This window comes from Aceticella sp. 75b-Ac (genome assembly GCF_056032965.2).
The window spans coordinates 360,001-385,528 of sequence record NZ_CM190971.1; the positions used below are offsets into that span (position 1 = coordinate 360,001).

The 25,528-nt window shown below is 30.8% G+C and carries 27 protein-coding genes and 2 rRNA genes (1 of these 29 cut by a window edge); 27 read left to right on the forward strand and 2 right to left on the reverse strand.

The annotated features are described in order from the left end of the window. The 3 genes from AC0LWJ_RS01870 to thpR form a co-directional block, all read left to right on the forward strand. Positions 1–860, forward strand: a 23S ribosomal RNA gene (locus AC0LWJ_RS01870) (it extends 2,017 nt beyond the left edge of the window). Positions 861–1,157: 297 nt separating this feature from the next. Next, positions 1,158–1,266: ribosomal RNA gene (gene rrf, locus AC0LWJ_RS01875) — 5S ribosomal RNA — on the forward strand. 142 nt (positions 1,267–1,408) lie between these two features. Then, a complete protein-coding gene (gene thpR, locus AC0LWJ_RS01880; RefSeq protein ID WP_474237057.1) occupies positions 1,409–1,972 on the forward strand; it encodes an RNA 2',3'-cyclic phosphodiesterase in 564 nt (187 codons plus the stop codon). Here thpR and AC0LWJ_RS01885 read toward each other — a convergent pair. Further along, positions 1,969–3,693, reverse strand: a complete 1,725-nt coding sequence (locus tag AC0LWJ_RS01885) for an Rqc2 family fibronectin-binding protein (RefSeq protein ID WP_474237056.1) — start codon at positions 3,691–3,693, stop codon at positions 1,969–1,971. The genes thpR and AC0LWJ_RS01885 overlap by 4 nt on opposite strands. A gap of 125 nt (positions 3,694–3,818) precedes the next feature. Between AC0LWJ_RS01885 and AC0LWJ_RS01890 the strand changes: the two genes are divergently transcribed. The 22 genes from AC0LWJ_RS01890 to AC0LWJ_RS01995 all read left to right on the forward strand — a co-directional run bounded on the left by AC0LWJ_RS01890 (position 3,819) and on the right by AC0LWJ_RS01995 (position 22,951). Continuing rightward, entirely contained in the window at positions 3,819–4,352 is a 534-nt protein-coding gene (locus tag AC0LWJ_RS01890) for a Chromate resistance protein ChrB (RefSeq protein ID WP_474237055.1), read from the forward strand. 12 nt (positions 4,353–4,364) lie between these two features. Next, positions 4,365–5,495, forward strand: coding sequence for an MFS transporter (locus tag AC0LWJ_RS01895; protein ID WP_474237054.1), 1,131 nt, complete (start codon positions 4,365–4,367; stop codon positions 5,493–5,495). A 101-nt stretch (positions 5,496–5,596) separates the two neighbouring features. After that, positions 5,597–6,433: a diaminopimelate epimerase gene (dapF, locus tag AC0LWJ_RS01900; protein ID WP_474237053.1), complete on the forward strand. Its 837-nt coding sequence runs from the start codon at positions 5,597–5,599 to the stop codon at positions 6,431–6,433. 40 nt (positions 6,434–6,473) lie between these two features. Next, positions 6,474–7,349, forward strand: coding sequence for a YicC/YloC family endoribonuclease (locus AC0LWJ_RS01905; protein ID WP_474237052.1), 876 nt, complete (start codon positions 6,474–6,476; stop codon positions 7,347–7,349). A gap of 12 nt (positions 7,350–7,361) precedes the next feature. Continuing rightward, positions 7,362–7,640, forward strand: a complete 279-nt coding sequence (remA, locus tag AC0LWJ_RS01910; protein ID WP_284679359.1) for an extracellular matrix/biofilm regulator RemA — start codon at positions 7,362–7,364, stop codon at positions 7,638–7,640. 12 nt (positions 7,641–7,652) lie between these two features. Beyond that, positions 7,653–8,264 (forward strand): guanylate kinase, encoded by a 612-nt coding sequence (gmk, locus tag AC0LWJ_RS01915; RefSeq protein WP_474237051.1) that lies wholly within the window; start codon positions 7,653–7,655, stop codon positions 8,262–8,264. Continuing rightward, positions 8,265–8,474: a DNA-directed RNA polymerase subunit omega gene (gene rpoZ, locus AC0LWJ_RS01920; protein WP_284679357.1), complete on the forward strand. Its 210-nt coding sequence runs from the start codon at positions 8,265–8,267 to the stop codon at positions 8,472–8,474. Positions 8,475–8,485: 11 nt separating this feature from the next. Next, positions 8,486–9,682: a bifunctional phosphopantothenoylcysteine decarboxylase/phosphopantothenate--cysteine ligase CoaBC gene (coaBC, locus tag AC0LWJ_RS01925; RefSeq protein WP_474237050.1), complete on the forward strand. Its 1,197-nt coding sequence runs from the start codon at positions 8,486–8,488 to the stop codon at positions 9,680–9,682. A 30-nt stretch (positions 9,683–9,712) separates the two neighbouring features. After that, a complete protein-coding gene (priA, locus tag AC0LWJ_RS01930) occupies positions 9,713–11,914 on the forward strand; it encodes a primosomal protein N' (protein WP_474237049.1) in 2,202 nt (733 codons plus the stop codon). 12 nt (positions 11,915–11,926) lie between these two features. Beyond that, positions 11,927–12,400 (forward strand): peptide deformylase, encoded by a 474-nt coding sequence (gene def / locus AC0LWJ_RS01935; RefSeq protein WP_474237048.1) that lies wholly within the window; start codon positions 11,927–11,929, stop codon positions 12,398–12,400. A gap of 1 nt (position 12,401) precedes the next feature. Next, the gene (gene fmt, locus AC0LWJ_RS01940) at positions 12,402–13,337 is read left to right on the forward strand and encodes a methionyl-tRNA formyltransferase (protein WP_474237047.1); all 936 of its coding nucleotides are present in this window, start codon (positions 12,402–12,404) and stop codon (positions 13,335–13,337) included. A 119-nt stretch (positions 13,338–13,456) separates the two neighbouring features. Then, positions 13,457–14,092: a DUF116 domain-containing protein gene (locus AC0LWJ_RS01945; RefSeq protein ID WP_474237046.1), complete on the forward strand. Its 636-nt coding sequence runs from the start codon at positions 13,457–13,459 to the stop codon at positions 14,090–14,092. A gap of 3 nt (positions 14,093–14,095) precedes the next feature. Beyond that, on the forward strand, positions 14,096–14,773 hold the full coding sequence (locus AC0LWJ_RS01950; RefSeq protein ID WP_474237045.1) for a zinc metallopeptidase: 678 nt from the start codon (positions 14,096–14,098) through the stop codon (positions 14,771–14,773). A 3-nt stretch (positions 14,774–14,776) separates the two neighbouring features. Next, positions 14,777–15,415 (forward strand): DUF6391 domain-containing protein, encoded by a 639-nt coding sequence (locus tag AC0LWJ_RS01955; RefSeq protein ID WP_474237044.1) that lies wholly within the window; start codon positions 14,777–14,779, stop codon positions 15,413–15,415. 19 nt (positions 15,416–15,434) lie between these two features. After that, complete coding sequence (gene rsmB, locus AC0LWJ_RS01960; RefSeq protein WP_474237043.1) at positions 15,435–16,772, forward strand: 16S rRNA (cytosine(967)-C(5))-methyltransferase RsmB; 1,338 nt, start codon at positions 15,435–15,437, stop codon at positions 16,770–16,772. Positions 16,773–16,824: 52 nt separating this feature from the next. Further along, a complete protein-coding gene (gene rlmN / locus AC0LWJ_RS01965; RefSeq protein ID WP_474237042.1) occupies positions 16,825–17,853 on the forward strand; it encodes a dual-specificity RNA methyltransferase RlmN in 1,029 nt (342 codons plus the stop codon). 9 nt (positions 17,854–17,862) lie between these two features. Continuing rightward, on the forward strand, positions 17,863–18,603 hold the full coding sequence (locus tag AC0LWJ_RS01970) for a Stp1/IreP family PP2C-type Ser/Thr phosphatase (RefSeq protein ID WP_474237041.1): 741 nt from the start codon (positions 17,863–17,865) through the stop codon (positions 18,601–18,603). Continuing rightward, the gene (pknB, locus tag AC0LWJ_RS01975) at positions 18,600–20,534 is read left to right on the forward strand and encodes a Stk1 family PASTA domain-containing Ser/Thr kinase (RefSeq protein WP_474237040.1); all 1,935 of its coding nucleotides are present in this window, start codon (positions 18,600–18,602) and stop codon (positions 20,532–20,534) included. The genes AC0LWJ_RS01970 and pknB overlap by 4 nt, the downstream gene beginning before the upstream one ends. Position 20,535: 1 nt before the next feature. Next, a complete protein-coding gene (gene rsgA / locus AC0LWJ_RS01980) occupies positions 20,536–21,417 on the forward strand; it encodes a ribosome small subunit-dependent GTPase A (RefSeq protein WP_474237039.1) in 882 nt (293 codons plus the stop codon). Between the two features lie 4 nt (positions 21,418–21,421). After that, positions 21,422–22,075, forward strand: a complete 654-nt coding sequence (gene rpe, locus AC0LWJ_RS01985; RefSeq protein WP_474237038.1) for a ribulose-phosphate 3-epimerase — start codon at positions 21,422–21,424, stop codon at positions 22,073–22,075. Continuing rightward, positions 22,072–22,707, forward strand: a complete 636-nt coding sequence (locus tag AC0LWJ_RS01990; RefSeq protein WP_474237037.1) for a thiamine diphosphokinase — start codon at positions 22,072–22,074, stop codon at positions 22,705–22,707. The genes rpe and AC0LWJ_RS01990 overlap by 4 nt, the downstream gene beginning before the upstream one ends. Before the next feature lie 58 nt (positions 22,708–22,765). After that, positions 22,766–22,951 (forward strand): hypothetical protein, encoded by a 186-nt coding sequence (locus AC0LWJ_RS01995; RefSeq protein ID WP_284679345.1) that lies wholly within the window; start codon positions 22,766–22,768, stop codon positions 22,949–22,951. A 164-nt stretch (positions 22,952–23,115) separates the two neighbouring features. Here AC0LWJ_RS01995 and rpmB read toward each other — a convergent pair whose 3' ends face one another. Beyond that, positions 23,116–23,304, reverse strand: a complete 189-nt coding sequence (gene rpmB, locus AC0LWJ_RS02000; protein WP_284679344.1) for a 50S ribosomal protein L28 — start codon at positions 23,302–23,304, stop codon at positions 23,116–23,118. 284 nt (positions 23,305–23,588) lie between these two features. Here rpmB and AC0LWJ_RS02005 point away from each other — a divergent pair, with 284 nt between their 5' ends. Both AC0LWJ_RS02005 and fakA read left to right on the forward strand, forming a co-directional pair. Continuing rightward, entirely contained in the window at positions 23,589–23,939 is a 351-nt protein-coding gene (locus tag AC0LWJ_RS02005) for an Asp23/Gls24 family envelope stress response protein (RefSeq protein WP_284679341.1), read from the forward strand. Positions 23,940–23,949: 10 nt separating this feature from the next. After that, positions 23,950–25,524 (forward strand): fatty acid kinase ATP-binding subunit FakA, encoded by a 1,575-nt coding sequence (gene fakA / locus AC0LWJ_RS02010; protein WP_474237066.1) that lies wholly within the window; start codon positions 23,950–23,952, stop codon positions 25,522–25,524. Positions 25,525–25,528: the final 4 nt, after the last annotated feature.

Below are 25,528 nucleotides of genomic sequence, written 5' to 3' on the forward strand. Positions count from 1 at the left end.
TTACCCGCGACAGGACAGAAAGACCCCATGGAGCTTTACTGCAGCTTGTCACTGGATTTTAGTAATTTCCGTACAGGATAGGTGGGAGGCGGAGAAAGTAGGGCGCAAGCCTTACCGGAGCCGACGTTGGGATACCACCCCGAGATTACCGAAATTCTAACATATAAGCCGTAAGCCGGCATATGGACACTGACAGGCGGGCAGTTTGACTGGGGCGGTCGCCTCCAAAAGAGTAACGGAGGCGCCCAAAGGTTACCTCAGCGCGGTTGGAAATCGCGCGAGAGAGTGCAAAGGCAGAAGGTAGCCTAACTGTGAGTCCAACAAGACGAGCAGGGACGAAAGTCGGGCTTAGTGATCCGGCGGTAGAGAATGGGATTGCCGTCGCTCAACGGATAAAAGCTACCCTGGGGATAACAGGCTGATCTCCCCCAAGAGTCCACATCGACGGGGAGGTTTGGCACCTCGATGTCGGCTCATCGCATCCTGGGGCTGAAGTAGGTCCCAAGGGTTGGGCTGTTCGCCCATTAAAGCGGTACGCGAGCTGGGTTCAGAACGTCGTGAGACAGTTCGGTCCCTATCCGTCGCGGGCGCAGGAAATTTGAGAGGATCAGTCCTTAGTACGAGAGGACCGGGATTGACGAACCGATGGTGTACCAGTTGCATCGCCAGATGCACAGCTGGGTAGCCAAGTTTGGAAGGGATAAACGCTGAAAGCATCTAAGCGTGAAACCCACCTCAAGATAAGATTTCCCACCTGAAAAGGATAAGACACCTTGAAGAAGACGAGGTAGATAGGCCGGAGGTGTAAGAGTAGAAATACTTTCAGCTGACCGGTACTAATAAGTCGAGGACTTGACCACAAAAAGCATTGTGCAGTTATCAAAGTTCATATATGAAAGCATATATGGAGAAAAAATCTATCAAAAGCGAACGATTAATGAAGCTTTCGTGATATATCACGATGAATGTAGCGTAGTTTGGCGTATGAGCGAAAGCGAAAGCCGTCACAGCGCATAGACGGCGTTAGCCAAACAAGCGGAATGAAACGATGATATATAGAAAACACAATTTGCGAACGGAAATAATATTTTTCGAAAGAAGAATTAATGAAAGAGATTTTTTCAATAACATATGCATAAAGAGATGAACAAAAGATTTCCGGTGGCAATAGCGGAGGTTAAAAACCCGTTCCCATACCGAACACGGAAGTGAAGCCCTCCAGCGCCGATGGTACTGCGTAAGCGGGAGAGTAGGACGCTGCCGGATAAAATTTAAATAAAGAGGTAGTCCGTTTTAAACGGACTACCTCTTTTGGTTTAGTTTATGATATAATTTTAAAAAAAGTATATAAGCATGATAAATATTTCCAGGGAAATAATAACATACATAATTAATTATGGAGGTAAATATGAGAACATTTTTAGCATTAAAAATAAGTGATGAAGCTGTTAACGATATTTATAATTTGCAAAATAAATTAAAAAAATATACAGTAAAAGGAAGATGGATACATAAAGATAATTTCCATATAACTATTAAATTCTTTGGTGAAACTAATGTTGATGATATTAGCAAAATAAAGCAGGCAGTAGAGAAGTCAGTAATAAATTTTATACCTTTTATGATTAAATTAAGTCATATAGGTTGTTTTAAAGGAAATAATAGTTATAGGATTTTATGGATAGGTATTGAAGAGGATAAAAATATAATTTCATTACATAATAAAATAAATGAAGAATTAAGAAAAGCCGGTTTTAAAAGAGATGATAGAAAATACAAGGCACACATTACAATAGGAAGGGATATTCTGTTGACAAAAGATATTGATAATATAAATAATATTTTTAATTTTAATACAAAACCTATTGCCATATCAAATGTATACTTAATGGAAAGCAAAATTGAGAATAATAAGAGAGAATATATACCGATAATTGCTGTACCATTCATAAATAATAAGCAGGTGGATTAATCCTGCTTATTCGAAGGTGTTACGTATAGGGTTTTCTGATTTATATAAATTACAAAACCCGGTTTTGAACCAGAGGGTTTTTTGACATATTTTCTGTATGTAAAGTCAACTGGTACGTTTGATGAATCTTTGGCTTTACTGTGAGCTGCTGCTAATTTCGCGGCTTCAATTAAAGTTGTTTCAGGAATATTGTTATTTATATTTTTTATAATAACATGTGAACCTGGGATATTTTTAGTGTGAAGCCATATATCATTTGGTGATGCAAATTTCATTGTTAAATATTCATTTTGTATATTGTTTTTTCCAATATAAATATCATATCCATCTTTTGAGATAAAATGCAATGGCTTAGAAGGAGCCTTTTTTTGCTTTGATTTTTGTATATGTTTCTTTATATATCCTTCTTCTGTTAGTTCCTCTTTGACCTCTTCAATTTCGGATGGCAATGTACACTGCTCTAAATTAACAAGCTGTCCTTCTAAATATTCTATCTCTATTTTGGTTTCTTCTATTTGTCTTTTCAGTATTTCTATAGCATTTTTTGCCTTATTGTATTTTTTAAAATATTTTTGTGCATTGTCAGAAGGAGAAAATCTTTTATCGAGAGGTACGATAACTTCTTTATTAGTATAATAATTAACCGTCTTAAGATTTTCCATTCCTTTATAAAGCATATGCATATTTGCAATAATAAGCTCACCATATATCCTATATATGTCTGCATTTTCAGCATTAATTATTTCTTCATTTTGTTTTTCAATCTTGTTGTATAATCTATCAAGATGTATTTGAATTATCTTTTTTAAGTCGTGTGCACGTGTCTTTATATTTTCAACATTCGCTTTTTCTTTAAAAAATTCATATGCAGTTTTATTGTTATTGTCAAATAAAACTATATTATCATACTGTTTTAGTTCAATGCAGGAAAAATCTAAAATATCTCCTTTGTAATATGCAATACAAGGTTTATAATTATGATTTATGATAACATCTTTAATATTTTCTATTTCACTAAATAATGTATTTAATTCATTCTCTGTAAGTTCTTCAACATATTTGTCATTTACTCTTGCCCTAAAAGCTATTTCACGTCCAAGAACGGGGCTTATGCCCTGTAGTATATCTACTAAAGCCTTATCTATTTTTTTATTTTTAAAGGATTTGATATACCTTGTAAAATCTATTTTATTAATTGATAATAAATTCAATTTATCTTGTAAGGGTGGATATTCATATTTTCTTCCCGGCAATACTTCCCTTATCTTGCTCATGTCTGGATAAACTCTTTTAATACTGTCTATTATTGTTCTATCTTCTTTATCTATTAAAATTATATTGCTATGTCTTCCCATGATTTCGATTATAATTGTTTTAACAAGCTGGTTTTCAAATTCATCACGACTTTCAACATCAATCTCTGCAACTCTATCAAGATCAATCTGCCTTATGTCCGTAATTTTTCCACCCTGTAAATATTTTCTCATTAACATACAAAACATCGGCGGCTTTGCAGGATTTTCTTTATTTTCATCTGTAAGATACATTCTTGGATAATTGGCATTTGCAGATAACAACAATTTATAGTTTTTACTCCTATTGCGTATCGTTAAAATGATTTCATCTTTTTCCGGTTGATATATCTTATCAATTTTTCCACCTATTAAATTTTCCGATATTTCATATATGATTGCGTTTAAAGTAATACCATCTAATGCCATAAATACATACCTCCATATGTTATAAGTATATCATTAATTGGCTAAAATATAAATTGACATTTAATGAAACGATTGTTACAATTAATAAATAGAATTATTTTAAAGTTGGAGGTGGATTGAAGCACATGAAATGGCTTTTGTTTTCATATAAAGTTCCTTCTGATTCTTCTACTGCAAGGGTTACAGTATGGAGAAAAGTCAAAAAGATGGGAGCATTATATTTACAGCAATCTGTTTGTATAGTACCATATAATAAAGATTTTTTGAATAAGGTTGAAATTTTAAAAGATGAAATATCTAAGTTAAATGGTGATTTTTATTCATTTATAACAGAAACAACAGAAGATGAAATAGAAAAAAATATTATAGAAAAATTTAACAAGCAAAGGATTGAAGAGTATCTTGAGGTAAAGGAACAGTGCGAAGCCTTTTTTAGAGAAATAAAAGTGGAAATTGGCAGGAGTAATTTAACATATGCTGAACTTGAAGAAAATGAAGATGAATTAAACAAGTTACATAAATGGTTTGATAATATTGAAAAAAGAGATATATTTAATACTGAAATAAAGAATGAAGTAAAAACTCTTTTGGAAAAAGCAGATAAAGATTTTGAGTTATTTGCATCACTTGTTTATGAAAAATATAAAAAAAATGAATAATGGGGTGTTATCATGTTAAATGTTATTATTCTCGGTATAACCAGTTTTTTAACGGATATATCCTCCGAAATGGTATATCCACTCATTCCTTTGTTTTTAATGACACGACTTGGAGCGAGTCCTGCCATAGTTGGTTTGATTGAAGGTGTAGCAGAAAGCCTTGCAAGTATCCTGAAAGTATTTTCAGGATATATATCGGATAAAATTGGGAAGAGGAAGCCTCTGGCTATAGCCGGATATGCCTCTTCAACATTAGGCAAGATATTTCTGTTATTTGCAACAGGTTGGGGGTGGGTTTTTCTTGGAAGAACCAGTGATCGTTTTGGGAAAGGTATACGGACTGCGCCAAGGGATGCACTTATTGCAGAAACTGTTGATAACAATAAGATGGGGACTGGATATGGACTACATAGGGCTATGGATACGCTTGGGGCATGTCTTGGTGTAATTTTAGCATATTATTTTTTAACATCTTATAAAGGTGATTATACAGCTGTATTTATGTATTCCTTGATACCAGCTGTTTTAGGTGTTATTGTATTGTTTTTTGCCAAAGAAAGCCCTATTAAAAAGAAAACAAGTAAAAAATTATCATTTTCATGGAAAGTACTTGATAAAAAGCTTAAAATGTTTTTAATTGTTATTCTAATATTTGCTCTTGGAAATTCTTCAAATCAATTTTTGCTTTTAAGAGCAAAAAATGTTGGTTTTAACGATTCAACGGTTATACTTTTGTATTTAGTATATAATGTTATTTATATGTTATTTTCTTATCCGCTGGGAAGATTATCGGATAAGATAGGGAGAAAAAAATTATTAACAGCAGGATATTTTATTTATGGTTTAGTTTATCTCGGTTTTGCTGTATTTGGATTTGAAAGTGCAATGTGGGCTTTATTTTCTGTTTATGGGTTATATATAGCATTTACTGAAGGGGTAGAGAAAGCTCTTGTAGCAGAGATTGCACCTGAAAATGTAAAAGCGACTTTAATAGGACTTCATGCAACATTTACAGGTATAGGTCTACTTCCTGCTTCTTTAATAGCTGGACTGCTTTGGGATAAAATAGGTGTTCAGGCTCCATTTTATTTTGGTAGTATTATGGGATTTTTGGCATCTATAGGTCTTGCAATCGTATTATAAGGGATTTTTCTTGAATTTTCTTTAAAAGGCTAAGCATTTTAGCCTTTTTTGTGTTATAATATATTTTATGTAATGAACTTTATAAGTGGAGTGATTAAAATATGAAGTTTACTAAAATGAGTGGATTAGGAAATGATTTTATTGTTATAAATGCTTTGGAAATTAATAAAGAAATTGAATATAAAAATTTAGCAGTAAAATTATGTAATAGACATTTTGGTATAGGTGCAGATGGTTTATTGATAGTTGAACCTTCAGGAATTGCAGATATTAGAATGAGAATATTTAATTCAGATGGAACTGAGGCTGAAATGTGTGGTAATGGAGCAAGATGTTTTGCAAAATACGTTTATGAAAGAGGAATTGTAAAAAAAGAAAAAATGACGGTAGAAACCCTTTCTGGAGTTATTATGCCTGAAATTATTTTTAACAACGGAATAGTGGATAAGGTAAGGGTATCTATGGGAAATCCAATTTTTAAAGCAAGTGAAATACCTGTAAAGACGGAAAAAAAATCATTTATAAACGAACCTATTAAGTTAAATGGACGTACCTATAATATAACGTCCGTACTTATAGGTGTTCCACACACAATAATCTTTGTTGATGCAATTGATGAAAATATGGTACTTAATATAGGCCCTATAGTAGAGAAATTACATATATTTCCACGTGGAACAAATGTTGACTTTGTTAAGGTCGAAGACAGGAATAATATAACAGTAAGAACATGGGAAAGAGGTGCAGGGCTTACACTTGCATGTGGAAGTGGTGCATGTGCATCTGCTGTGGCTGCTGCTGTCACTGAAAAAACAGATAGAAATGTTTATGTCCATTTTAAATGTGGTGATTTATTTGTTGAATGGTCAGAATATAACAATGTATATTTAACAGGAAAAGCTGAAGAAGTTTTTAGAGGTGAAACAAGTACAGTTTAAATATTAAAAAAATTGATAATAATATGAAAAAGGTGATATAATGTTGAAAAGCATGACGGGTTTTGGAAGAGGGGAGATAAGAAAGAACGGTTTTTATATCAATGTTGAAATAAAAACCGTTAATCATCGTTTTTTAGATGTGGTATATAGACTTCCAAAACTTTTAAGCGGCTTAGAAGACAGGATTAGGAATGTTATAACAAATAATATATTAAGAGGCAGGGTGGAAGTTAATATTTTCTTTGAAACGTATGATAGAAGTATTAATACCCTTGAAGTTGACAAAAGTCTTTTGAATCAATATTTTGAAATTATTAAATACATAAAGCAAAATTATCTTCCTGATGAAAATATTAAAGTTAGGGATATATTATTATTTCCAGAAATCATCAAAGTGAAAAGTGTGGATATTAATTTAAATGAAGTATGGGAAGTTTTAAAGTCTGCTTTAATTGATTCAATAAATAATCTTGTTGACATGAGGATAAGAGAGGGCATAAAATTGCATAATGATATATGTAAAAATCTTGATATTTTAAATGAGATATCTGACAAGATAGAAAAAAGAAGCTCTCTAATGATAGATACTTACAGAGATAAATTAAGGTCGCGAATTGAAGAACTTACGAATGGAGATTTTGATCAGTATAGATTAATGACAGAAGTTGCTTTGATGGCTGATAGGATAAGTATAGCTGAAGAAATTACAAGATTAAAAAGTCATATAATACAGTTTAAAACCTCTATGGAAAGCAATCATCCGGTTGGTAAGAAATTGGATTTTATCACACAGGAGATGAACAGGGAGGTTAATACAATAGGAGCAAAATCTATAGACCTGGAAATATCAAATAGTGTGATAGATTCTAAACATGAAATCGAGAAAATAAGAGAGCAAGTTCAAAACATCGAATAGGGAGGAAAACATATGTCAATTAAACTGATAAATATAGGCTTCGGGAATATAATATCTGCAAATCGTCTTATTGCAATAGTAAGTCCGGAGTCTGCCCCTATTAAAAGAATTATTCAGGAAGCAAGGGATAGGGGGATGTTAATAGATGCAACATATGGAAGAAGGACAAGGGCAGTAATAATAACAGACAGTGATCATATTATTTTATCTGCAGTTCAACCTGAAACGGTTGCTAACAGACTCAATTATAAGGATATTGATGAAGACATCATAGATGATGTAGAGGAATAAGGAGGGGTTTTGTTGTTTAAAAAGGGCTTGCTGATTGTTTTATCTGGTCCTTCTGGTGCTGGTAAAGGTACTATAGCTAAAGCTTTACTTAAAAATGAAAATAATATAAAATTAAGTATATCTACAACAACAAGAAAGCCAAGAGTTGGAGAAACAGATGGAAAAAATTATTTTTTTACAACAGTAGATAAATTCAAAAATTTAATCGAAGAAGATAAATTATTGGAATGGGCTAAGGTTTATGATAATTATTATGGAACACCAAAAGATTTTGTGCTAAAAAATATTGAAGAAGGGTTTGATGTAATTCTTGAAATTGATATTCAAGGTGCTTTGAAAGTAAAAGATAAATTTCCTGAAGGGGTATTTGTATTTATTTTACCGCCCTCAATGGAGGAACTTAAAAACAGAATAAAGAAACGCGGGACTGAAACAGAAGAAGAAATTTTAAAACGGTTTAAGTGTGCATATGAAGAAATAAATTTTGTTTCAAGGTATAATTATGTTGTTATAAATGATGATGTAGATAATGCTGTTGAAAAAATAAAAGCGATTATTGTTGCGGAAAAATGTCGTGTAGACCGTAATAAGGGTTTATATTTAAAAATTAAGGAGGGGCAATAAATGATATTATATCCATCAATTGTTGATTTAATGAAAAGAATTGATAGCAAATATACCTTATGTGCTTTGGTTGCTAAAAGAGCAAGACAACTTATAGATGGGGAAGAAAGCCTTATATATTCAGACTCAAACAAGCCTGTTACAATTGCAACCGAAGAGGTGGCACAAGGCTATATTACTTTTGAAAGACAAAAATTTGGTATTAAATAGAGGGTATGAGAATGTCTGAAAGCAAAAATCTTGTTTTAGGTGTTACAGGAGGTATAGCGGCATATAAGGCGGTTGACCTACTTTCACGTCTTATTAAAAAAGGCATTAATGTCGATGTTATTATGACAGAATCTGCTACTAAATTTATATCTCCATTGACATTTGAAGCTTTATCTCATAACAAAGTTGTAACTGATATGTTTGAAAGTCCAAAATATTGGGAAATTGAACATATTGCATTGGCTGAAAAAGCAGATTTATTTGCAGTAGTTCCAGCTACTGCAAATATAATTGGTAAACTTGCTAATGGAATAGCAGATGATATGCTTTCAACAACGCTAATGGCTACAAAAAGCAGGGTATTGCTTGCACCTGCTATGAATACTAATATGTATTTAAATCCAATTACGCAAGGTAATATTGAAAAACTCAAAAACTATGGTTATATATTTGTTAATCCTGAAGAAGGAAGGTTAGCTTGCGGTGCTTTTGGTGCGGGTAAACTTGCGGATGTGCGGATTATTGAAAACAAGATTTGTGATTTACTGAATAGCAATGTCAAAAAAGACCTTATTGGCAAAAGACTATTAATAACTGCAGGACCGACAATAGAACCAATTGACCCTATCAGATATATAACAAATCCTTCTACAGGTAAAATGGGTTATGAAATTGCAAAGGCGGGAATTTTACGTGGAGCTGATGTAGTGCTTATTTCAGGTCCTACAAATCTTGCAAAGCCTTATGGAGTTAAGCTTATCAGGGTGGATACGGCAATTCAGATGTATAATGCGGTAATAGACAATATCTCAAATGCAGATGTTGTTGTTTGTGCTGCTGCTGTTGCTGATTACAGACCTGAAAAAAAGGAAAAAAATAAAATAAAAAAAATGGATGAAGATTTATGTATTAAACTCATTAGAAATCCTGATATTCTCTATGAAATTGGTAAAGAAAAAGGGAAAAAGATACTTGTGGGATTTGCAGCAGAAACAGAGAATTTAATAGAAAATGCTAAAAGCAAAATAATCAAGAAAAATCTTGATTTAATTGTGGCAAATGATATTTTACAAGAAGGCGCAGGATTTAATAAAGATACGAATATAGTACAAATTATTGATAGAAATTTTAATGTAAAAAAATATTCGATAATGTCAAAAGCAAAGGTTGCTCATATAATATTAGATGAAATAAAAAAAATTATTTAGGGGTTTTTGTGTTTTTCAGCGGAGGTTATTATGTACGCAGGGGTAATTGTTGACGTCAAGTCACGAAATACAGATAAGATATTTACATATAAGGTACCTGAAAAAATGAATAATATAAATGTTGGTATTAGAGTAGCAGTTCCATTTAGAAATAGGATTGTAGAGGGCTATGTTATAAATATAACAGATAATACAAATATCTCTGATAAAAAACTTAAAGAGATATATAAAATACTTGATGATTTCAGCATCTTTGATGAAAAGATGCTGAAACTCGCATGGTGGATTAAGGAATATTACAATTGTTTTTTTTCGGAAAGCCTTCAGTGTATAATGCCTGCGGGTATCAATCAGGGCTGTAAGGAAGTTAAAAAAGTAAGATTACTCATTAATTCAATACCTGAAAACATTTCAGATAGGGCACCAAGGCAGTTGGAAATACTAAATTATTTATTAGAAAATAATTGTATCAATTTATCAGATTTACTAAAAAACCTTAATATAAGTTATTCATCTGTAAAGGCGTTAGAGAAAAAAGGCTACATAGAAATATTTGATGAAGAGATAAATAGATATAAAGCAAGTAAATTTATAAAAACAGAACCCTTAAAGCCAACATCGGAACAGAAACAAGCAATAAATATAATTAAAGATTCTATAGATAGTAATCTGTTTAATAAATTTTTGCTGTTTGGTGTAACTGGAAGTGGAAAAACTGAAGTATACTTACAGCTTATTGAGAGATGTATAGAACTTGGGAAAAGCTCAATTGTACTTGTGCCAGAGATATCTCTTACTCCCCAGACAATAGAAAGATTTATTGGGCGTTTTGGAAACTTAGTTGCTGTAATGCATAGTAGATTATCACAAGGAGAACGATTTGATGAATGGAGAAAAATAAAAAAAGGTGAAGTTAAAGTTGTTGTTGGGGTAAGAAATGCAATTTTTGCCCCTTTTTCAGATTTAGGTCTTGTTATAATAGATGAAGAACATGAGGGTACATATAAGCAGTCAGATTTAAGACCTAAATACAATGTAAAGGAAGTTGCTGAAAAAAGATGTGAAATAGAAAATGCAGTATTGGTTTTAGGCTCTGCAACTCCCTCAATAGAATCATATTATAAAGCAATAAAAAGTGAATACAAATTAATAAAATTATCGGAAAGGATTGGTATATCTCTTCCAGAAGTCGATGTCATTAATATGAGTGATGAGCTTTCATCAGGAAATAACTCGATTTTTAGCAGAAGATTGTATAATGAAATTAAATTAAATTTATGTAGAGGAGAGCAGACAATATTATTTTTAAACAGAAGAGGTTTTTCCTCTTTTGTATCCTGCAGAAACTGCGGTTATGTTCCTAAATGTCCAAATTGTGATATATCACTTACATTTCATGCATATGAAAAAAAACTCAGATGTCATTATTGTGGGTATAGCATAAATATGTTCGAATATTGTCCAAAATGTAAAAGCAACAGGATAAGACATCTTGGAATAGGGACGGAACGTATCGAAAATGATGTAAAGAAATATTTTCCAGAAAGCAGGATATTAAGAATGGATGTTGATACAACTAAAACAAAGGGTTCTCATGAAAGGATTTTTTATGATTTTAAAAATGGTAAAGCGGATATATTAATTGGTACTCAAATGATATCTAAAGGATTTGATATACCTAATGTTACACTTGTAGGAGTTATACTTGCAGATGTTACTTTAAATATTCCTGATTTCAGGTCGGGCGAAAAAACCTTTCAATTGCTAACACAGGTTGCCGGAAGGGCAGGTAGAGGTGAAAAAGCTGGAAGGGTAATAATACAAACATATGAAGATAACAATTACAGCATTAAAGCTGCTAAGCTACAGAATTATCTAATGTTCTATAATGAAGAGATTCAATATAGAGAAATATTCAAATATCCTCCATTTACACATCTGATGAATATTGTGATATATGGAAAGGAAAAACAGAAGGTTGTAGAAAATGCTGCAAAAATTTATAATGTAGTCAAAAATACTATTAACAAATTTGAAATAAAAAGTTATAATAAAGTATTAGGACCATCATCTGCACCATTAGAAAAAATAAAAAATAATTATAGATGGCAAATTATAATAAAAAATGAGGATAGAAATAATTTATTAAAAATTGCAGATGTAGTTGGTTTGATTAAATATGACAATGATATAAAGATTGCAATGGACATAGATCCAATAAATATGTTATGAGGAGGTAAAACAATGGCATTAAGATATGTTAGAACAATAGGGGATCCTGTATTAAGGAAAAAAGCTAAAAAGGTTGACAAAATTGATTCACATATTATTACAATAATTGATGATATGGCTGAAACCATGTATAATGCAGATGGCGTTGGACTTGCAGCAAATCAGATTGGCATTTTAAGAAGAATTGTTGTTATAGATGTTGGAGAAGGATTGCTTGAGCTTATTAATCCCGAATTGATATATGAAGAAGGCGAACAGATTGGGATAGAAGGCTGCTTAAGCGTTCCTAATACGACAGGTGAAGTGAAAAGACCAAAGAAAGTAAAAGTTAAATATCTTGACAGAGAAGGGAATATAAAAGAGATTGAAGGGGAAGATTTGCTTGCAAGAGCACTTACACATGAGATTGATCACTTAAATGGAGTACTTTTTGTTGATAAGGCCTTAAAAATTATCAATGAAAGAGAAGAGTTAGAGGTGGAATGATTTGAAAGTTGTTTTTATGGGTACACCAGAATTTGCAGTGCCATCACTAAAAAAAATACTTGAAGCAGGCTATGATGTATTAGCAGTTGTTACACAACCAGACAAACCAAAGGGCAGGGGGAAAAAAATTATTTTTCCTCATGTGAAACAATTTGCATTAGAAAATAATATAAAAGTTTTGCAGCCTGATAAACTTAAAGATAATATAGATTTTGTAGATAAATTAAAAGATTTATCACCGGATTTTATCATTGTTGTTGCATATGGGAAGATACTGCCTGAAGCTATTTTAAACTTGCCTTCTTATGGCTGTATAAATGTTCATGCATCCCTTTTGCCCAAATATAGAGGTGCAGCACCTATTAACTGGGCTATAATAAATGGAGAAAAGGAAACAGGTATTACAACAATGTATATGGATAAAGGGCTTGATACTGGTAATATGTTATTGAAAAAATCTATTCCTATATTTGATGATGATGATGCGGAAACTATTCACGATAAATTGGCAATACTTGGTGGAGATGTTCTTATAGAAACGATAGATAAATTAATAAAAGGTTTACTAAAACCAGTAAAACAAAAAGAGGAAGAAGCATCATATGCTCCTATACTTAATAAATCTATGGGACTTATTGATTGGAGTAAAAATGCGGTAGATATAAGAAATAAAATCAGGGGAATGTGTCCATGGCCGGGATGCTATACATTTTATGAGGAGCTTATGTTAAAAATTTGGAAAGCCGATGTTAAAATTGATGATAGTAATAATGAATCTGGTAAGATTTTAAAATCAGATAATGAGCTTATTATAAAATGTGGCTGTGATGCCCTTAAAATTTTAGAAATTCAGTCAGAAGGAACAAGAAAAATGGGTATTGAAGAATATTTAAGGGGACATAATATTACAAAAGGGACTGTTTTAAAGGGGAAATAATATTGCAAGGGGAAAAAAAAGTATTTATAAATTTATTAAGCTTTCTGGTTATTTTACTATTTTTCATAATAATAATACTAAATTATATTGTTAAAAGCCGATGTATTTATGTTTATGATATGTTTATTATAATATTAATTGTGTTTTTTTGTTTTATTGGACTTTTTTTTACTATTGGAATATTTGCGGTTGTTTTCACAATATATAAAAAAAAGACAAATGAACTATTAAATACATTCATTACTTATACTGTAGATATGTCATACCCGATACTATTAATAATAGGAAAAATTATTGGCATCAAGAGGGAAAAACTGCAAAGGTCATTTATTGAAATTAATAACCTTTTAGTAAGTTCAATAAAAAAGAAATATAAACCGGAAGACATACTAATCTTATCTCCACATTGTATTCAAAATAGTGATTGTAAATTCAAAGTTACATATGATATTGAAAATTGCAGAAGATGTGGCAAGTGTCAGATAAATGATCTACTAAGATTAAAGGATAAATACGGAGTTAAAATTGCGGTAGCGACAGGCGGTACACTTGCAAGAAAAGTTGTATCAGATATAAAACCTAAGATTATTATTGCAATTGCTTGTGAAAGAGATTTGACAAGCGGTATAAAAGATGTGAAAAAAATCCCCGTATATGGTATAATAAATAAAAGACCAAATGGTCCATGCTTTAATACATGTTTTGATGTTAAGAGTCTTGAGAAAGTTATAATAAATTTTATTTTTGGGGGTTAACTTATGTTCTTGGATACAACAATATTATTATTAATACCGGCTATGATATTTGCTATGTATGCACAGGCAAAAGTTCAAAGCACTTATGGAAAATATTCACATGTTAAAAATAGTTATGGATATAAAGCATACGAAGTTGCAAGAAAGCTTTTGGATGGTGCTGGATTATATAATGTCAGGATTGAAAGGATTCCGGGAAATCTTACCGATCATTATGATCCTCGAAGCAGGGTATTGAGACTTTCAGAAACAGTGTATGACAGTGAATCAATTGCTGCGATTGGTGTTGCCGCACATGAAACCGGGCATGCAATACAACATGCAGAGGGATATATACCGCTTAGTGTAAGAAATAGCCTTGTGCCGGTGGCAAATCTTGGCTCGACTCTTGCTTGGCCTTTAGTGGTTATTGGATTTATAATTGGACTGACTAATTTAATAAATATAGGAATAATATTATTTAGTGCTGCAGTAATTTTTCAAGTAATAACACTTCCTGTCGAGTTTAATGCCAGTAACAGGGCAATCCATTTATTGCAAACAAATGGATTGTTTACAAGGGAAGAAATTGTTCCTGCACAGCAGGTTTTAAGGGCAGCTGCATTGACATATGTTGCTGCTGCATTGGTATCGATTATGCAACTTATAAGATTACTTATATTAAGAGATAGGAGGGAATAAAAATTGTATTTTTTGCTTCTTCTTTTCTTTCCTATCATTATTTTTTTAACTATAAATATACTGTTTTTGCTTCTTCAGTTTACGCTGAGGTCTTTTTTTAGTATAATAACAATACCCGGTGAAATAATAAAAATAGCTATGAATAAGCAATTGCGTCGAAATCATGCATTAGAACATGCAACTATTAATGTTATTGAAGAAACATATAGTATTTTTTCATTGAGTGGTATTGCAGATGAAAATGGTTTTGCAATAAGGGGAAATGTTGGCGCTGAATTGGTCGAAAATGCTGCAAGAGTAGGTTTAAAAAGGATGAAAAGCGGCGAATGTAGATTGGCGATACATAAAAGGTGTGGTACAACAATTGCCATTACTAATTTCGCTTTTTCTTTAATTTTTTTGATATTAATATTAAAATTCTGGACATTAACTATACTTAATGTAATTACTGCAATGTTTTTAGCAAATCTATCTGGTCCTATTTTAGGCTCTTTTGTACAAAAATATTTTACAACCTCTTGTGATGTGAAGGATATTGATATAGCAAGTGTTAGATATAGATTGAAGCCGATACCATATTTTAGTTTTGAGCTTGGCTTTTATCCTAAAGAGGTTTATTTAGAAACGATTAATTTATATTGAAGTATATTGAGGTGTAGTAATGAATTCACGTGAAATTGCTTTTAATATTTTGTATGATATTATTGATAGAAAAGCATATTCTAATATAGCTCTTAATAAGCATTTAAAAAAAGATGATATTTTAGATAATGATAAAAGCTTAATTAAGGAAATTGTTTTTGGAACAATTGAAAGGAAGTATACAATTGATTATATTATTTCAATTTTGGCGAAGAATGGACTTAAAAAAATAGAAAATAATGTATTAATAATTCTTGAAATGAGTTTATATCAATTAATGTATATGGATAAAATACCTGAATATGCAGCTATAAATGAAGGAGTATCATTATCTAAAAAAAGAATGGGGCTTAGTGCCTCGAAATTTGTTAATGCAATTTTAAGGAATTATTTGCGTCAAATTAATAATATTAATTTTCCATCAAAAGGAACAAATTTATTAACATACCTATGCATAAATTATTCATATCCCGAATGGATAGTTAAAAGGTTATTAAATAACTATGATGCAGATACATCGGAAAAAATATTAAAATCATTAAATGAAAAACCTGAGTTATGCTGCAGATTAAATACATTAAAGCTTAAAGCAGATACTTTCAAAGAAATATTGAAGCAAAGAGGCTTAATATTTAAACCCGGTTTATATAACAATGAGGCATTTTATATTAATTTGAAAAATATTGAAAATGATGAGTTGTATAAGAAAGGTTATTTACAGATACAGGACGAAGCTGCCATGCTCGTTTCAAAGGTCTTGAATCCTCAACCTGGTGATACAATTATAGATGTTTGTAGTGCTCCCGGTGGCAAAACAACTCATATTGCACAGATGATGGAAAACATAGGTACAATTTATGCATTTGATGTCCACATGCATAAAATTGATATAATAAATAAAAATTGTAAAAGACTTGGAATTGATATAGTCAAGACATTTTTATATGATTCTACAAAGATTAATAAAAATCTTATAAATTTAGCAGATAAAGTTCTCGTAGATGTACCTTGTACAGGTATTGGAATCATAAGGAAAAAACCTGATATAAAATTGAAACAGTATAAACCAAAAGACATAGAATTATTAAATGAGATACAGTTAAACATACTTTTATCAAGTTCTTATTATGTCAAAAAGAATGGATTTTTAGTATATAGTACATGTACTATTGGCAAAGAAGAAAACCAGCTTGTTATAGAAAAATTTCTTGAAAATAATAAAAACTTTAGAATAATTGATATAAACGAATTTTTACCAGAAACTTTAAAAAATCGGGAAAATGATTTTGTTCAGTTTATTCCATATAAACATAATATTGATGGATTTTTCATATGTAAAATGCAGAGGTTTCACTAAATATCTTGATTTATATGTGTTATGATATAATAAATTTCGGAGGTATGATTAAGTGGTAGATTTAAAGAACATGACTATGGAGGAGTTAGAAGGGTTTTTTTTAAACATTGGTGAAACTAAATACAGAGCTAAGCAAGCATTTAAATGGATATACAGGGGTATTGATGATTTTAATAAAATGACAGACTTTAAAAAAGAGTTGCGATTAAAACTAAGTGAAATTGCATATATATCAAAATTAAGCATTATAAAAAAGATTAAATCCAACATAGACGAAACTGCAAAATATTTATTTCTATTAGAAGATGAGAATATAATTGAAGGAGTTGCAATGAATTATAATTTTGGAAATACTGCATGTATTTCTACACAGGTTGGCTGTAATATGAAATGTTCCTTCTGTGCATCAACTATACAGGGGAAAATAAGAAATTTAAAGGCAGCAGAAATGATTAATCAGGTTCTTGTTATGGATAGTGACTATGGTAAAATTTCAAATGTTGTATTGATGGGAAGTGGTGAGCCTTTTGATAACTATGATGAGGTTATGAAATTTATTAAAATTGTCAATAATCCATTTGGGATGGCTATAGGTATAAGGCATTTGACAATTTCAACTTGTGGTATAATACCTAAAATATATGAGTTTGCAAATGAGAACATGCAGGTTAATTTGTCAATTTCTCTTCATGCTCCCGTAGACAAACTAAGAAGTGAGTTGATGCCTATTAATAAGGCTTATCCTTTAAGGGATTTAATAAAGGCATGTAAATATTATACAGGAAAGACAAACAGACGTATAACTTTTGAATATTGTTTAATTAAAGATATAAATGACAGTGAAGAAATGGCAAAGATGCTATGTAATTTATTAAAAGGAATGTTATGTCATGTAAATTTAATACCTATTAATTCTGTTAAAGAAATTAGTTATTTAAAAACAAAAGAAAGTACAATTATGAGATTTAAAAAAATTTTAGAAAACTTTGGAATAACATGCACAATTAGAAGAGAGTTAGGAAGCGATATAGATGCAGCATGTGGTCAGCTTAGAAGAAAATATTTAGCAGGGAAGGGGTAGGTGATGTAATTGTTAGTTGTGGCATTAACTGATACTGGAAATGTTAGGAAAAATAATGAAGATTCATATTATATATCTGATAATAATGATTTACACCTTGCCATAGTTGCAGATGGTATGGGAGGTCATAATGGTGGTGAAATTGCAAGCAAATATGCAATTGACTCGGTTCATGAATATTTTAAAAAAAATTATATGAGCTTAAATAAAAATCCTGATTCGATTAAGGAATTCATAGAAAATTCAATAAGGTATGCGAATGAAATGGTATTTAATAAAGCATTTTCTAATAATGATTTGACAGGGATGGGTACTACTCTGACTTTATTGCTTTTAGAACAAGGATTTTATTTTATAGGACATATTGGTGATAGCAGGGCTTATCTGATTAGAGATAATCGTATAGTTCAGATAACAGAAGACCATTCATATGTGGAAGAACTTGTTAAAATGGGGGAAATAACTCATGAAGAAGCAAGGACACACCCACAAAAAAATTTAATAACAAGGGCATTGGGAATCAATCAAGAAATAAAAGTTGATTTATTTATGGGGGAAGTACGTCCAAATGATATATATTTTCTCTGTACAGATGGATTAACAAATATGTTGACAGATGACCAGATACTGAAGGAATTTATTGATAATACGGATATATACAAGGCATGTGATAGTTTAATAAAGCTTGCAAAATTTAATGGCGGGTATGACAATATAACAATAGTTGCTGTTAAGGAAGTGGTGAAATGATTGGCAGAATGCTGGGCAACAGATATGAAGTTCTTGAAAAAATAGGTGAAGGTGGTATGGCTAAAGTTTATAAAGGGAAATGCCATCTTCTTAACAGGATAGTTGCGATAAAGATTTTGAGACCGGAATTTGTCGCTGATGAAGATTTTGTCAGGAGATTTAAGAGGGAATCACAGGCAGCAGCGAGCCTTTCGCATCCAAACATTGTAAGCATATATGATGTAGGGCAGGAAGGTGATATATACTATATTGTAATGGAATATGTCAATGGAAAAACATTAAAACAGTTAATAAAAGATAATAATGGACCTCTTGAAATTTCTCAAGCTCTTGATATAACTAAGCAGGTATGTAAAGCACTTGATCATGCCCATAGAAAAAATATTGTTCATAGAGATATTAAGCCGCAAAATATATTAATTACAGATGATGATATTGCAAAAGTAACAGATTTTGGTATTGCAAGGGCTGTCAATGGCTCTACTATAACCTATAAAGGAGATGTACTTGGAACAGCATACTATTTTTCCCCTGAGCAAGCAAAAGGAAATTTGACAGATGAAAAAACGGATTTATATTCACTTGGTATTGTGATGTACGAAATGCTTACAGGTAAGGTGCCATTTGAAGGAGAAAGTCCTATTTCAGTTGCATTGAAGCATATACAGGAGGATGTAATTCCACCTTCAAAAATAAATCCAAAGGTTCCAGAGAAATTAGATCAGATAATTCTTAAAGCGACTGAAAAAGATGTTAACAAAAGATATAAAAGTGCTTTGGAATTATTAAATGATGTGAATACTTTTTTAAATGACCCTGATAAATTGAATATTGTTAAACCTATGGATAATAATAAAACGCAAATTATATCTGCAAATGATGTACAGGAGATAAAAAAGATATCGAATGATAATAGACCTAAAAAAGGGAGTAGAATTTTAAAAAAGGTTGGCATTATTTTACTGGTGCTTTTACTTATGGCAGGTTTATCATATGCAACAATGTTATTGCTAAATAATTTTTCAAAAGTTGGTGATGTAATTGTACCGAATGTAGTAGGTCAAAGCATAGATAAGGCTAACAATATTTTGGAAAGCCATAATTTAAAAATGAATATTTCTAGTTATCAATATAGTGATAAAGGTGAAGGTATAGTTATTTCTCAAAGTCCTAAAAATGGTCAATCAGTTAAAAAGGGAAGTATTGTTAATGTTGTTGTAAGTAGAAGTAAACAATTTTCTACGGTACCAAATGTAATAAATCTGGAATACAGAGATGCTTTGATGAAATTAGAAAACAGCGGTCTTAAAGGAAATATAATCCAAAAATATAATGACAAATTTCCACAGGGATATGTATTCGACCAAAATCCAAGACAAGGAGTCCAAGTGGAATATGGTTCAACAATAGATATTTATGTAAGTCAAGGGATTGAAACAGTAAAAATGCCAAGTTTAATTAATATGACACTGGATGATGCTCAAAAGACATTAAATGATTTAGGTCTTAAGACAGGGAATATAACCTATCAGCAAAAAGATAATGTTCCAAATAATATGGTAATAGGTCAAAGCATACCAGAAAATACCGATGTACAAAAAGGTAAAACAGTAGACCTTATTGTTGTTCAAAATCAGCAAATATCCCCTGGTAATAATAACCCTGTACAGCCACCTTTAAATAATGGAGCAACTCCATCGCCTTCTAAAAATAGTAAAACAAAAAATTTATCAATAGATTTGCCAAACAAGTCAGGAACCATGAAGGTTGATGTGTATACAATACAAAATGGGGTTAAGAATTTACAGTACTCGGCTTCACATACCTCTAAAGACAGTCCAATCACTGTTTCAGTTACAGGGAATGGCAATGTCACAATTGAAGTGGATATTGATGGTAGCGTATATAAAACAATGGAGGCGAAATTTTAGCTTGAATATATTAAAAGGCAGAATAATAAAAGGGATAGCCGGTTTTTATTATGTGAAAACGGGTAACGGCATTATTGAATGCCGTGCCCGTGGTAAATTTAGAATAGATAATATAAAGCCTATTGTTGGAGACATTGTTGATATTGCTACATTGAATTATATAGATGGATATATTATAAAAATTTATCCACGAAAAAATGAATTAGCAAGACCATTAGTTTCAAATGTTGATCAGGCTGTAATTGTATTTTCCATAATAAATCCTAAAATCAACAAATTATTGCTTGACAAGATGATAGTTGTTGCTTTATTAAATGATATTGAACCAATTATCTGCATTAATAAAATTGACCTGTGCAGGAAAGAAGATTATGAAGAAATTTTAAATATATATAGTAGGATCGGTTATAGGGTATTTCCAATATCTTATGTGACAAAGGCAGGAATTAAAGAATTAAAGGATGAATTATCAGGGAAAACATCTTTTTTTTCAGGTCCTTCCGGTGTTGGGAAATCATCTATTATAAATTGCCTTCAATCTGAATTTAGTGTACAAACAGGTGAATTAAGTGAAAGAATTTCAAGAGGGAAACATACCACCAGATGTGTGGAATTAATACCACTAAATAATGGCGGATTTGTATTAGACACCCCAGGCTTTACTTCATTAAATGTTGATATTGATGTTGAAAATTTAAAATATTATTTTGCCGAATTTGAACAATTTCAAAAGAATTGCAGATTTTCAACATGTATACATGAGAACGAACCATGTTGTAGTGTTAAAAAGGCGGTTGAAGAAGGATTGATTAATAAAGATAGATATTTAAATTATTTAATATTGCTAAAGGAATTAAGAAAAAATCAAAAGAGGAGGAATTAAAAAAATGAAAATCGCCCCATCGATATTATCTGCAGATTTCGGATGTTTAATAGAAGACATCAAAAAAATTGAAAGAGCAGGTGCTGACCTTTTACATATAGATGTAATGGATGGGCATTTTGTTCCTAATATTACAATAGGACCTGGAGTAATCCGAAGTTTGAAAAATAGAGTTAGTATTCCATTTGATGTTCATTTAATGATAGATGAACCGGAAAAATATATAAATGAGTTTGTTAAGGCGGGTGCTGATATAATAACAGTACACCAGGAAGCCTGTATACATCTGAACAGGGTTATCCAAATAATAAAAGATTGTGGTATAAAAGCGGGTGTAGCTTTAAATCCTTCTACACCAGTTGAGATGTTGGAATATGTTCTTTCAGATATTGATATGGTACTTTTAATGACGGTTAATCCGGGATTTGGGGGACAAAAATTTATTGATTCAATGATTAATAAGATAAGTGATTTAAATTCAACTAAGAAGAATAAATCATTTAAATTTGAAATTGAGGTTGATGGAGGTATATCAAAAAGTAATATAAAAATAGTGACAGATGCTGGTGCTGATATAATAGTAGCTGGCTCATCTATATTTGGAACTGAAGACCCTAAAAAGGCTATTTATGAATTGAGAGAGGCTAATAAAAAATGAATGCATTGATAATATCTAACGGTGAAATCAGTAATTATAATTATTATAAAAATATTATTTTAGATAGTAATATTATAATTTGTGCAGATGGTGGAGCAAAACATGCGTATAAAATGAATATTACTCCAAATTTAATAGTTGGTGATTTTGATTCATTAGATGAGGATATCTTGAATTTTTATAAAGAAAAGGGAGTAAAAATTGAAAAATATTCACCAATAAAAGATAAAACAGATACACAGATTGCCACACTAAAAGCAATTGAAATGGGAACAGATAATATAACATATATAGGTACCTTAGGGAATAGATTTGACCATTTGATTGCAAATCTTTCATTATTGTATTATTTATTAATTCGCAAAATAAAGGGCAGAATAATTAATGAGAAAAACGAAATATATCTTATTAATAAATATATAGAATTAACGGGTCAAAAAGGGGATATTGTTTCTCTTTTGCCATATTCAAAAGATGTCCATGGAATTTATACAGAGGGTCTTTATTATCCACTTTCAGGACAGGATATGCCACTTGGAATTCCATACGGAATAAGTAATATTTTTACAGAAGATAAAATAAGCATTAAAATCGAAGATGGATTTTTATTGGTAATAAAATCAAGAGATTAGTATCATAGTTTCCCTTCATTGAATAGAATATATTGTAACTTCAATGGAGGGATTTTACATGTGGAATAATATATATTACAAACTAAAAAAATTAAATAGAGAATTAAATAATTCTATTGGATATATAGTTATAGCATTTGGTATTTTTATCCTCGTAATGTACATACCAGATTGGTTATGGATGGTATTGTTGGGGATAATTATAATTATTATTGGTTATTATATAAATGTATATTTCAAATAGCTAAAAGCATGTTTTATAATTGAGAAGTAAGGGGGAGATTATCTATGAAAAACAAAAAAAAGCCCAAAATATATTTTTTTAAATTACCTTTATTTGCAAGAAAGATTTTAAATATATTTTCCAAAGAAAAGAGCACGTAAAAAACGTGCAAGTATGCACGTTTTTTATATAGCCCTTTTTACCCTTCCAGATTTCAAACATTTTGTACAGACATTTAATCTCATAGGTGTTCCATTTACAATGACCCTTACATTTTTTAAATTTGGCTGCCATTTTTTTATGGATTTTCTATGGGAGTGGCTGTATTGATAACCTGCCATAGGACCTTTTCCACAAATTTCACATTTTTTCATAGTAGCACCTCCTTTTAAAGACAATAATAACATTTTTCAAAAATTACATGTTTATACAATGATTAAAAAATTTAATTATATCAATTTACAATTAAATATTAACTGAGCAACAATGATATTTTATCATTATATCCTGTTTGTGTAAATACCTTTTTAATAAATTAATCGTTTTTTGCGAAAATATCAATACAGTTAATGCAGCATATGAAAAAATAATCATAAACAAATTATTGATGATTTTCAAAAGTTAAGATAAAATATATATATGATAGGGGGCTAAAATTATGAAGGAATCAAAAAACAGTCTGGGGAAAATAGAAATATCTAATGATGTTTTGTCGGCTATTGCAAGTTTTGCTACGGCAGAATGTTATGGAATTGTGGGATTAGGTAAACGTGGTCCAAATGGTCTTGTTGAATTATTTAAAAATGAGCAGACGGGTAAAGGAATAAAAATAATTTCAAATGAGGATGGTATCATTGTAGAGATATATATAGTAATTGAATACGGTGTTAATATAAGAACGGTTGTTGAAAATATAATACAAAAAATAAAATATTCGATAGAAAACCTGACCGGAATAAGAGTAAAAAATGTTGTTGTAAATGTTCAAAGCATAAAAGTGGATAACTGAGGGGGAAGTAATATTGGATTATATTGATGGAAAGACATTAAAAGAATTATTTAAGGGAGCCTATGTTTATCTATCGAATAAAGAAGAAGAAATTAATAAACTTAATGTATTCCCTGTACCAGATGGAGATACAGGATCAAATATGGTATATACATTAAAATTTGCTGTAAATGAATCAGAAAAAGCATCTGATGACATAAATGAGATTTTAAACAATTTATCAAGAGGTGCTCTTTTAGGAGCAAAAGGCAATTCGGGGGTTATTCTATCACAAATAATAAGGGGATTTTCAAAACAGCTTATGGATCATGAAAAGATTTCAACAAAAGATTTTGCAGATGCACTTAAAAATGGTTCAGTTACAGCTTATAAAGCTGTTATGAAACCTATCGAAGGGACAATTTTAACTGTTTCAAGAGAATGTGCTGATGAGGCTATCAGATTAAGCAGAATTAAGGATTTTAAACCATTTTTTGAGGGAATTGTCAAAGCGGCATTAAAATCCTTAAACAGGACACCCGAGCTTTTGCCTTTGTTAAAGGAGGCAGGTGTTGTTGATTCTGGTGGAAAAGGATTTTTAACTATTTTAACTGGTATGTTTGAAGTTATTAAAGGGAATAACATTGATATTATTCAATCAGAAGTTGTTGATGATGTTAGATTATGTATAAATAAGGATATAAATTATGGTTATTGTACTGAAGTATTGGTAAAATCTCATAAAAGTATGATATATGAACTAAGGGAAAAAATAGAAAATCTTGGAGATAGTTTGATAGTTGTAAGTGATAATGACCTTATAAAAATACATATTCATACAAATAGTCCTGGAATTATTATTGAAGAAGCATTAAAATTCGGTGAATTGATTAAGGTTAAAATTGATAATATGAAATTGCAGTATGAAGATACTGCTTCTATTAAGGGAAAGCCATTAAAGAAATACGGAATTCTTGCTGTTGCATCAGGTGAAGGTATAAAGGATATATTTAACAAACTTGGATGTGATATTGTTATAGATGGCGGACAGACAATGAATCCCAGTACTCAGGATATATTAAAAGGAATAGAAAATATAAATGCTGAAAATATAATTGTTTTTCCAAACAATAAGAATGTTATTATGACCTGTGAACAAGCAATGAATATGTCAAAGAAAAATATATATGTAATTCAAACAAAAAGTTTTAATCAAGCTGTTAGTGCGATTATTAACATAAATTATAACGATGATGTTCATGATGTAGTTAAAAAAATAAATGAAACGATTGAGAATGTTCAGACTATAGAAATTACTTATTCAATAAGAGAAACACAGATTAATGATAAGGTTATAAAAAAAGGGGATATTTTAGGATTTGTTAATGGTAAATTAATTGAGATTGGCAATGATTACAATAAAGTTGCAGAGAAGCTTATAAACAGCATGGTTGCGGAAGAGACATCAATAATAACTATTTATTATGGAAACGCTGTACATAAAGATGATGCACAAAGACTTGCAGAGAAAATAGTTTTTGATGGTGATATAGATATTCAAAATGGAGGGCAGCCGCTTTATTATTATACTATATCTGTAGAATAGCGGG